The organism is uncultured Deefgea sp., assembly GCF_947072475.1.
Taxonomy (GTDB): domain Bacteria; phylum Pseudomonadota; class Gammaproteobacteria; order Burkholderiales; family Chitinibacteraceae; genus Deefgea.
In genome coordinates this window covers 1-11056 of record NZ_CAMTIA010000076.1, presented here as the reverse complement: position 1 = coordinate 11056, position 11056 = coordinate 1, and the positions used below count along the sequence as shown (strand labels likewise).

8 protein-coding genes are annotated in these 11056 nt (G+C 49.1%); 4 read left to right on the top strand and 4 right to left on the bottom strand.

The features are described from left to right. Positions 1-333: LysE family transporter (locus Q0V82_RS15435; protein WP_297577158.1), on the top strand; the 333-nt coding region annotated here is incomplete at its 5' end. Positions 334-477: 144 nt separating this feature from the next. On the opposite strand, the gene Q0V82_RS15430 is transcribed toward Q0V82_RS15435, so the two are convergent. Further along, entirely contained in the window at positions 478-1449 is a 972-nt protein-coding gene (locus Q0V82_RS15430) for a GGDEF domain-containing protein (protein WP_297577157.1), read from the bottom strand. A gap of 138 nt (positions 1450-1587) precedes the next feature. On the opposite strand from Q0V82_RS15430, the gene mpl reads away from it, so the two are divergent. Beyond that, the gene (gene mpl, locus Q0V82_RS15425; protein ID WP_297577160.1) at positions 1588-2961 is read left to right on the top strand and encodes a UDP-N-acetylmuramate:L-alanyl-gamma-D-glutamyl-meso-diaminopimelate ligase; all 1374 of its coding nucleotides are present in this window, start codon (positions 1588-1590) and stop codon (positions 2959-2961) included. Positions 2962-3082: 121 nt separating this feature from the next. Here the strand turns inward: mpl and murB are convergent, their stop codons facing one another. From murB to ppc, 3 genes are all read right to left on the bottom strand, one after another. After that, positions 3083-4099, bottom strand: a complete 1017-nt coding sequence (gene murB, locus Q0V82_RS15420) for a UDP-N-acetylmuramate dehydrogenase (protein WP_297577155.1) — start codon at positions 4097-4099, stop codon at positions 3083-3085. 752 nt (positions 4100-4851) lie between these two features. Further along, on the bottom strand, positions 4852-5328 hold the full coding sequence (locus Q0V82_RS15415) for a hypothetical protein (RefSeq protein WP_297577153.1): 477 nt from the start codon (positions 5326-5328) through the stop codon (positions 4852-4854). A gap of 28 nt (positions 5329-5356) precedes the next feature. Then, positions 5357-8119 (bottom strand): phosphoenolpyruvate carboxylase, encoded by a 2763-nt coding sequence (gene ppc, locus Q0V82_RS15410; protein WP_297577151.1) that lies wholly within the window; start codon positions 8117-8119, stop codon positions 5357-5359. Positions 8120-8230: 111 nt separating this feature from the next. Here ppc and Q0V82_RS15405 point away from each other — a divergent pair, with 111 nt between their 5' ends. Both Q0V82_RS15405 and Q0V82_RS15400 read left to right on the top strand, forming a co-directional pair. Beyond that, a complete protein-coding gene (locus tag Q0V82_RS15405) occupies positions 8231-9073 on the top strand; it encodes a PhzF family phenazine biosynthesis protein (protein WP_297577149.1) in 843 nt (280 codons plus the stop codon). Between the two features lie 60 nt (positions 9074-9133). Then, entirely contained in the window at positions 9134-10753 is a 1620-nt protein-coding gene (locus Q0V82_RS15400) for a methyl-accepting chemotaxis protein (protein WP_297577147.1), read from the top strand. The last annotated feature ends 303 nt before the right edge of the window (positions 10754-11056 follow it).

The window sequence follows — 11056 nt, the reverse complement described above, 5'->3', positions numbered from 1 at the left end:
CACCCGCCCTTACCGCCCAAGCATCATTTATTTGGCCGTGGACTCATGTTGGCCTTGGCCTCACCGACGTCGATTTTATGGTTTGCTGCGGTCGGCGGCGCACTGATCGCGCAAGCCACCGATGGCACTTGGTTGAGTAGCGCGGAATTTTTATTGGGCTTTTTTATCGGTGGCGTTGCGTGGAGTGCGGGGATTGTGATCGCCAGCCACCACGGCGGCCAAGTGATGGGCAATCGCTTTAAACAAGCGTGCCATGCAGTTTCGGCACTGCTGTATGTGTATTTTGCCGTGCTGGTACTGCGTAATGGTTATCTTGCCCTTTGGCTGAACTAGGGTCTGTTGACATTGGGTTTGCCAACCGCGTTGGTGCGGATTTGGACCTGAGGCAAGGCACTAAGCGCTAGCGTCGTCCTTTCTACGCCAGCGCTGGGTAACGCAGCATCCGACCCAAAGCCGCCAAACACGGCAAGGTCGCGCTTAATCGGCAATTTCGGTCTTGCCCCGGCCTGATTGCTTGGCGCGGTATAAAGCTTCATCCGCACGCAGCAATAAAGCGCGGCCATTTTCGTCGTCTTTTAACTGCGCAATACCGGCAGAAAAACGCACTTCAATTCTTTGATTATGGTGAATATAGGGCGTGCGAGCGGCCACTAACTTCAGTCGATCAATCACATAACTGGCCCCGCGAATATCGGTATCGACGAGTAACAATAAAAACTCTTCGCCACCATAGCGCACTAAAACATCCGATTCGCGCAGCACCGCTTTAGTCAGATTAGTCACATGAATTAATACCTGATCACCGACTAAATGGGTAAAGCGATCATTTATTAACTTAAAGTCATCCAAATCAATAATCGCGGCGGTTAAGCGGCCATCAATGCGCTGCGCCCTTTTAACTTCACGCAGCAATAAATGATCCAGCCCTTGCCGATTTAAAGCGCCGGTTAAGGCGTCTTGCTCAAGCACTTTGCGATTAAAAGCTAAGTCTTCTTCAATATGTCGAATTGAATCGCGAATCGTCTGTAAGTCACCATGGGATGTTCTCACCGTGGAGTGCACATTATGCGTGGTGCTAATCACCACATTGAGCATGTCTTCTAAAGACGCTTGCGTTTCTTCAATACTCACTTGCTGCGCCACATGCGCTTGGCGTACTTGCTTTAAGTCACCGAGTTTTTGCTCAAAAACCTGACTTGAATCGGCCAGATTTTCTAATAAGCATTCAGTCAGTAAGCTCGCCCCTTCTGTGGCATCATCCAGCTTATACAAAACTTGCCAAGCCACCTGCATCTCGCTGGCGGTTTTGCTTTCTGGTGCCTTGATGGTCAAAATGGCGTTATAAAATTGGGTGTAATTTTCAGGCGTTGGCGGCAAAGCGCGTTCAGAAAGCCGCTTAAGTGCAATGCGGGCAATTTCCACCGGATTAACTGGGGTGGACAGAGTCATGGAGTTAAAGCCTAGCGTTGGTTTATACTATGGTCTCGATTGTAAGGACATGCGCATACTTCGCCAAGTTCATTATTCAAAAACAGTCATTTTCATTTCATTTGATTTAATTTCGCCACGGGCACTACGGTTATCTCCATTATGCATATTCATATTCTTGGTATTTGCGGCACTTTTATGGGCGGCATTGCCGCACTCGCGCGTGCGGCAGGTCATACCGTGACCGGTTGCGATAGCAATGTGTATCCGCCGATGTCAACCCAGCTTGAAGCACTCGGCATTGAGCTCATCGAAGGATTCGGCGTTGAACAATTGGCGCTACAACCTGATTTATATGTCGTTGGTAATGTGGTTAAACGGGGTATGCCGCTGATGGAGGCGATTTTAGACGCCGGCCTCCCCTATACCTCGGGCCCGCAATGGCTGGGCGAGCAAATTTTACAAGACAAATGGGTACTGGCCATCGCCGGTACGCATGGTAAAACCACCACCACCGGCATGTTGGCATGGGTTTTAGAATACGCCGGATTGGCCCCCGGATTTTTGATCGGTGGCATCCCAGAGAACTTCGGTATTTCGGCGCGCTTGCCGCAAACACCACGTCAAGATCTGCACAGTACCTCGCCATTTTTTGTGATTGAGGCCGATGAATACGATACGGCATTCTTTGATAAACGCAGTAAATTCGTGCATTACCGCCCACGCACTGCCGTTTTAAATAATTTAGAGTTTGATCACGCCGATATTTTTGCTGATTTAACGGCGATTGAAACCCAATTTCATCACCTCGTTCGCACCGTTCCTAGCCAAGGCCGCGTGATTGTGAATGGCAAAGAAGCCAGCTTGCAACGCGTACTTGATCGCGGTTGCTGGAGTGAAATTGAGTTTTTTGCTGGGAGCGATCACGGCTGGCAAGTGGGTACCGTGTACCCAGATGGCTTTGAAGTCTTACTCGATGGCCAAGCACAAGGCCGTTTAACATGGTCACTGATGGGCGAACACAACGCCCACAACGCCTTAGCGGCGATTGCTGCAGCACGCCATGTAGGCGTTACGCCAAGTGTCGCCATTGAGGCTTTGGGGCAATTTGCCAATGTCAAACGGCGTATGGAAGTCAAAGGCTGCGTCAATCAAATCACCGTTTACGATGATTTTGCCCATCACCCAACGGCCATCGCCACCACCATTGCTGGGCTACGCGCCAAAGTCGGCAATGCGCGGATTTTGGCCGTGCTTGAGCCGCGCTCCAACACCATGAAGCTCGGTACGATGAAAGCGGCACTGCCAGCCAGTTTAGCCGCTGCCGATCAAGTCTTTTGTTATGGTGCCAATTTAGGCTGGGAGCCCAGCGAAGCATTGGCTCAATTGGGCGATAAAGCGCAAAGCTTTAATGACATATCAGCATTAGTCCAAGCGATCACAGCATCCGCGCAAGCAGGCGACCATATTTTAGTGATGAGTAATGGCGGCTTTGCTGGCATCCATGACGCTTTACTCAAGGCCTTGGCATAAGCCGCAAAATAGTCGCAAGCACGGCTAGCAAACCACACGCCAACAGACCCTAGGATAAAAAAAGAGCGATACCGAGGTATCGCTCTCTAATCCATATTAAATAATATCTAGCGGGATATACCTACCACTTAACCGGTTCAGACTCTAAAGCCAATTCAAAGAGTGCGGCGATATCGGCCTGCACTGCTTGCTCTAAAGCCAGCACATCAGCGGCGGTTGCGCCACCGTGATTAACCAAGACTAAAGCTTGTTTTTCATACATGCCAACCGGCCCCAAGCTCCGCCCTTTCCAACCGGCTTGTTCAATCAACCAACCAGCAGCCAATTTATACTGACCATCGGCCAAGGCATAAGCCACCATTTGCGGGAAGCGCGCCTGTAATTTTTGGTAATGCTCGGCACTAACGATGGGATTTTTAAAATAACTGCCGGCATTGCCAATCACCGCCGGATCGGGCAATTTGGCTTGTCGAACTTGGCATACCGCTTGTGAAATGGCGCTTGGCGTTGTCGGCAATTGCATCGCCTGTAAAGCATGAACAATGTCGCCATAATTGGTTTTGGTTTGATGATTTTTGGGTAAGCGAAACACCACTTCACAAATCAGCCAAGGCGTTGTTGATTGCTTAAAAAAGCTATCGCGGTAGGCAAACTGGCAATCGGCGGCGCTAAATTGTTGCATCTGGCCGCTGCTTAAATCAATCGCGGTCAAATGATCCAAGGTATCTTTAAGCTCAACGCCGTAAGCGCCAATATTCTGTACCGGTGCTGCGCCAACCGTCCCCGGAATTAAAGACAGGTTTTCCAGCCCACCCCAGCCTTGCGCCAAGGTCCATTGCACAAATGGATGCCACAGCTCTCCGGCCGCCGCTGCGACGTACCACGCCTCATTATCCTCGCGCAATAAACGCTTGCCTTTGAGCTCAACATGCAGCACCACGTTATCGAGCGACTCGGACAACACCAAATTACTACCGCCACCTAAAATCAGCCATGGCCGCGTATTTAATTCAGGATCTAGCCGCCATGGTTCGAGTTGTTCGATCGACTGTAGAGCTAAAATTCGGGCCGCAAAAGCTGTCAAACCCAGGGTATTCATTGCGCTTAAATTGGCACGCGGGCTTAATGAAGCAGACATAATCATCACAACAAAGCAAAAGGCGATTATCCACCACTTTGCGGGTGGGATAAATAAAAAACCCCTCCACAAGTGGAAGGGTTGATAGGCAATCATGCACTAAATGGGTCACACCAACCCAATCGTGCTCAGTTTCGCCTTATTAGCATGACTTCATCTGTGTAGCTTGAGTCATCAACACCGCTCACGCTTTTACTCTTAACAATGTGAATCTCCATCCTCTTTATTTTTGGCATTACCCGCGCAATCGAACTGGTCTTGCCGCAATCTTAAAAATGAAAGATTAATGTAATATCAATTCATTTTTAATGATTGCATCGCGCCAAAATTATATTTTTGATCCCGATAAAGTCTATTTAGTAACAAAGTATTTTTTCTGTCAAGCGCCTCGTTCATCAAATAAAGCAATCGGAAAATGCACTCAACCCTGCGCGTGCAGCACTACCAAACAACGCAAAATTGCCATTGGTGCGGCGCAGCATAAATAAAATAATTGGCATTGATTGATTGCAAATCAGGCTTAAATTAAATGTTGCGCCGCAACATTATCGAATAATGATGTAGTTTAACCCGAGAAAAATGAATGGTTTAATCTCAAAAAGAGAGGGCGTATTTCCGACACTTTTAAAAATAGCCAGAACGACCACTGAAGTAAGCCGCCTTGATGTTGATATTTTATTACAATAAAATAACAAACAAGTAATTAACTCCCGAATTAAATTGAACTTTTAAGTGCCTGAAAAGTGGTATTTCTATGGTCGGTTACCCAAATTCCAGCGCGCGCAATACCATTTGGTTTGCTCTGCCGACGTTGGCACCAAGACACTACCCAATTGCGATAAAAACCGTGGATAAGGCCCGGCTAGCTCGACAAAACGCATCCCGAGTCGTTCCTCGATATTTTTTCTAACCGTGGCCACCGGCGAATTAATCAATACGCCAACCATTAATGCGCCAGACTCAGGGGTATTTACAAAGACTTCTTGGGCTGTATTACCCGCTAACTGCGCATTTTTACCGGCATACCACTGCGCCTCACCCCAAACCCGAATCGGTGCATCTAAATGCAATTGAAAGTAGCTATGCCACCACTGAGTTGACCATTCACTACGACACGCTAAAGCCGCTTCGACTTTATCGCTAAAGTGACTGGGTAAGGCCCAAGTGGGCGCAGAATGCAAAAACGCCACCATACAGCCGCAAGCAAACAATCGTTTTACTGGGCGCATGATGGCGTTTCCTTGTTATTACGAGTAATTAGCCGCTATTACGTAAACCGGCTGACACCCCGTTGATGGTCAAATGCACCGCATGACGTAATTCTTCCGAATCATCACCACTACGGATACGTTTCAGTAATTCAACTTGCAGATGATTGAGTGGATCCAAATACGGCAAGCGATTGTCCAGGCTACGCGCCAACATTGGATTGTCACCCAATAATTGCTCATGCTCAGTAATCACCAACACCGCATCCACCGAGCGTTGCCATTCAGCTTTAATCCGGCCAAAAATACGTTTGGCAATCGCTTGATCCTGCACTAATTCAGAATAGCGCTCGGCAATGGCAATATCCGATTTAGCCAAGACCATTTCCATATTCGAAATCGTCACTTGCAAGAACGGCCAAGTTTTATACAGCTCACGCAATAACGCTAAGCCTTCTTCCCCGGTTTCATCCAGATACTCAGCCACTGCGGTACCAAAACCATACCAACCCGGCAACATTAAGCGGCATTGTGACCAAGAAAACACCCACGGAATCGCACGCAAATCACCAATGCTGGTGGTATTGCGACGCGCCGCTGGACGCGAACCAATATTCAAATTCGGAATTTCGGTAATCGGCGTGGCTTCTAGGAAGTAAGTAATAAAGTCCGGCGTTGCGTAGACTAAATCACGATAGAACTGATACGCGCGGCTCGACAAACGCTCCATCAGCACACGGCGTGCTAAGACATCATCGGTTTGCTCGATCAAAGGCTGAAAGCTGGCGTCCAAAGTTGCGGCAACTAAAATCTCCAAATTACGTCGACCCACTTCACGGTCGGCATATTTGGCGGTGATGACTTCACCTTGCTCGGTGATGCGAATTTGCCCATTCACTGAACCGGCTGGCTGCGCCAAAATCGCATCGTAAGCCGGTCCACCACCACGGCCCACCGTACCACCACGGCCATGAAATAAACGCAGCGTAACACTGGCGGCAGTAAAGACATCGACCAAGTTAAGCTCAGCTTTATACAGCTCCCAATTAGAAGTAAGGTAGCCGCCTTCTTTATTCGAGTCGGAATACCCCAACATGACTTCTTGCACTTGATTGCGGCAATTGAGCAGCAAACGCCATTGCGGCAAGGCAAATAACTCACCCATGATTTTGCCGCTATCGCGCAAATCAGGGGTGGTTTCAAACAATGGGATGATATTGACTTTGCTGCGAACTTGCGGTGCCAATGACACCAAGCCCACGTCATTGAGCAACACCGCCACTTCCAACATATCCGAAACGGATTCACAGTTAGAAATAATATAATTCGGTAGAACAGCCTCACCATAGCGCGCTTGTAATTCAGCGGCAGCGTGCAAGATATCTAATTCTTGCTGCACTTCTGGGCTATAGGTCACATCGTATGGGCAGATCAATGGCCGTGGGCTTGAAAGCTCACGCAGCAGTACCGTGCGGCGAGATTGCTCATTGAGCTTGCTGTATTCTTCTAAACCCGCTTGCTGAAATAGCTCAGCAATCATTTTTTCATGAATCGCCGAATTCTGACGCATATCGACTGGCGCTAAGAAAAAGCCAAATACCGATACTGCACGCTGCAAACGACGCAAACGACCATTGGCTAATTTCACCGCGCCATGTGCTTTTAATGAGCGCTCAATCGTGGCTAAATCAGCCGATAATTCTGCAACATTTTTATAAGGTGCCGCCCGTGCCACATCGTGTAATTCATGGTGAAACGTACCGATTTCAAGCGCGGTAGCAAAAATGCGCGATGCAATCGCCGACACAGCCAGTCGATAAGGCTCGCCAATTTTGCGATCTTTATCATCCACTGCGCTTTCAGCCAATTCAGACAACGCTTGATCCACTGCCACCAAGCGCGTCGACATCGACAATTCGCCTTCCAGCTTCAAGCATTGCTGATAGTAATGATCTAATGCCACACCAGCTTGGCGCGAGACGGCATAGCGCATCACATCGGCCGTCACATTGGGGTTGCCATCGCGATCACCACCAATCCAGCTACCCACTTGAATAAAGTTAGGCAACTGAATGGCTTCACCCGTCATATCAGAAAACTTGTCTTCTAAGTCTTGATAAAGGCGTGGGATTTCATGCAAGAAGGTATTACGGAAAAAGGTCGAGCCATTTTCAATTTCATCTTGCACGGTCAGTTTTACCGTACGCACTTCGCGGGTTTGCCACAAAGTCAGCATGACGCGCTCCATGGCTTCTTGATTGTCGCGGATTTCTTCCGGCGTCATCTGGCTACGGTCACGCTCTGTCAGTAAGGCAGCGAGTGCATTATGACAATTGAGGATGGTTTTACGCTTCACTTCTGTCGGATGTGCTGTCATCACCGGCGCTATCAGTGTATCCGCCAATAACGCTAACATTTCAGATGGCTTAACGTTACGCCCGAGCAGATCGTCAATTACCGCTGCAATACTGCCACGCTGTGGTTTTGAACCGGCAATTTTATGCGCGCGGCGGCGGCGATTATGGTGCAAATCCTCGGCTATATTAGATAAATGCGAGAAATAGCTAAATGCACGTACCAAGGCCATGGTGGTTGGCATATCCAATATCGACAAGGAACGCGCCAATGCTTTACCCGCATCAGGTTCATGGCCTTGCACGTAGCGGAACGCTAGTTGACGAATGGCTTCAATTTGTTCAGCAGTTGCAGCACCAGCCTGTTCACGAATCGTGTCAGACAACAAGGCAGCAAGCAGATCAAGATCTCGCTTTAAGGGTTGGTCTTTCTCAGCAATAGGTAAGTTCACAGGCATGGCAGTCCAACTTTTTGGAAATTCAAGACAATATTTTTTCTATCTTACCAAAAAATACCATTTTTTGCGTCACTAAGTGTCAGCAAGCTTTTCTTTCAAGGTCATCGCCGCATGCCACAATATACCTTTCACATGTTGAATGTTTTTGCCGAAAAGCCCTTAGCGGGCGATCCATTAGTGGTTTTTGTGGTCAATGATTTCCCAAATACTGAAATTTGCCAAGCCCTCGCTTACCAAATGGGCGGCACTGAAGTGGCTTTTTTTAGCCCTCATACTCAGCAGCTGCAATGCTATACACCGCAGTATGCCCTGCCTTTTTCTGGCAGAGCATTAATTGGTGCCGCAGCTGTTGCTCGGCATTTAGATCCTGAGATTAAGTCGCTATTACTCACGCACAATGCACGACAATACAAGGTGGGGTATAGCCATGAAGAATACAATTTTATTAGCTCGCCAAGCAGTACCCGTCCTTATGATCAAAGCCCACTCGCCTTAGCCCAAGCGCTCAATATCAGCGTGCATGATTTAGTTTTGCCCATTTTATGGGTCGATAACGGCGTCGAGCAGCTGATGATTCAAACGCATTCACGGCAAAGTGTTTTGCAGGCCAAGCCCCACCCCGCTTTGTTAGCGCAAGTTCTCAATAGCGCCAACGCCATGGCACAAGTCACCATCTGGCGGCGTGATGCTGAACTATTCACCGTGCGCTGCTTTAGCTCGGACGCTTTTGGGGTCGAAGAAGATTTTGCCTCGGGCACCGCCGCGGCCAATTTGGGCAGTTACTTACTGGCTACCGGAGCCAAAGCGCCGTTGCAATTTCGAATTGAACAAGGCCATACCATCCAAAAACTGATTAGCCGACTGTGTGTGATCAACATCAAGATCAATCCACTACTACAGATTTACTGCTCAGGTAAAGTGAACTATTTAGGAAACGGTATTATTAATCTCTAATATCCAAGGCATAATAGCGCCCATACACCGTCTTTGTTACAAATGGTATGGGACCTCACGATGACACTTAAATTTAAAGCATGGGCCTTATCCATTGCCGTTCTCGTCGCCTTAATCGGCGTCATGTTAGTTGGCTTAATCACCATGCGTGATATGAGCGCAAGCGACAATCAAGCACGCATTGAACAACTCCTTAAAAGCACCTACCTGACGATTACTCAGCTAGAAAACTTAGCCGCCAGCGGTCAACTGACTGAAACACAAGCCAAAGCCATTGCAACGCAAATTTTGCGCGAAAACAAATATCACAAATCGGAATACGTTTACGTTACCGACGAAAAACTCAATTTCATTGCGACGCCGCTCGACCCACAACTGCATGGCACGAGTTTTAATGAATTTAAAGATGCCAAAGGCGGCAGTGTTGGTGCTATTGCGCTGGCCGCACTCAATCAATCGGGCGGCGGACTCACCGCGTATCCGTGGACCTCAGAGCGCGACGGCGAAGTGATCGAGCTACTGTCTGTGGCACAAAAAACACCACGCTGGGGCTGGATTGTCGGCAATGGTGTTAGCTCAGCCGAAGCGCACGATCGCTTTTGGAGCAATGCACGCTGGCAAGTTTGGATCTGCCTAGTGGTTGCTGGGATTGTGGGTTTTCTGATGCTCACCACCGTGCGCCGGATTTTAAATGACTTAGGTGGCGAACCCGCCGAGGTATTAAGACTGGTGCAAAGCGTGGCCGACGGTAATTTACAAAATCACCATGAAGCGGACGACGCCGCACCGCATAGTATTTATGCCTCAGTTATCCGCATGCGCGAATCATTACGCACCGTGATGTCGCAGCTATCGCAAGCGGTATCCACCCTACACCACACCAGTGAAGACATCGTGGCTCGCGCCCAAGACAGTAATCGATTAATTGAAGCACAAGGCCATGCGGCCAGCCGCATTGCGCATACCGCAGAACAATTTGCGGCACAAACTCGCTCAGCTGAACAACAAGCCAATACTGCTCGTCAACAAAGCGAATCGGCCACGGCCATTTCTGCGCAAGGCCTCACGGTAATTTCATCGGCCGTCACCCGTTTTGCCGATATTGAACAAGCGGTTGGCGACACCCAGAGCAGTATTGATGATTTAGCGCAGCGCGTTGGCAGCATTTCCGCCGTTATTGCCGTGATTCGCGACGTTGCCGACCAAACCAATCTACTGGCACTCAATGCCGCCATTGAGGCGGCACGCGCCGGCGATATGGGCCGTGGATTTGCGGTGGTGGCCGACGAAGTACGTAAACTGGCCGAGCGAACCAGCTCAGCAACGCAAGAAATTGGCCTCACCATTACTGCCGTTCAGGGTAGTGGTCAAAATGCCAAAACGCGGATGGATGAGATGTTTATCCAACTCAAAGAAGGCATACGCCAAGCCAAAGAAGGCGGCGAAGCAGTCAAAGCCATTCGCCAAGAAACCGAAGCCACCGCTTTGGTGGTAGGGGCGATCGGCAATGCGCTGGCTGAACAAGTGCATGCCAGTATGGCGATCCGTAATGATGTGGATGAAGTAGCCCAATCTTCCAACGGCACCATGTCGGCAGCCCAAGGTACGGTCGGCGCAGCACAATCGATTAAAGTCGTATCAGAACAACTCGCGACTTTAGTGCATAAATTCCGGCTGTAACACCCGCCACATAAGACCAAAGCTCGTCGTTATTCACGGCGGGCTTTTTTTATATCTGTGCACCGCGTCATAGCTTGGTTTATAAAAACAGCGCAAAATCAATTGATTCCAAGCAGGAGCATTCATGATGAGCACGACAGCTTCAACCACCCATCCTCTGATTTTAGCGGCAGCGGCGTCTGTCATTTTAGCCTCGGGCGTCGGCATCGCTCATTGGCTGGGCTACGTTGGCAACCCACCACAGCCTGCAGCCAGTACGCCCGCGCTGATAGCCAGCAGCACTGCAAGCCCAACGCCCTGTCG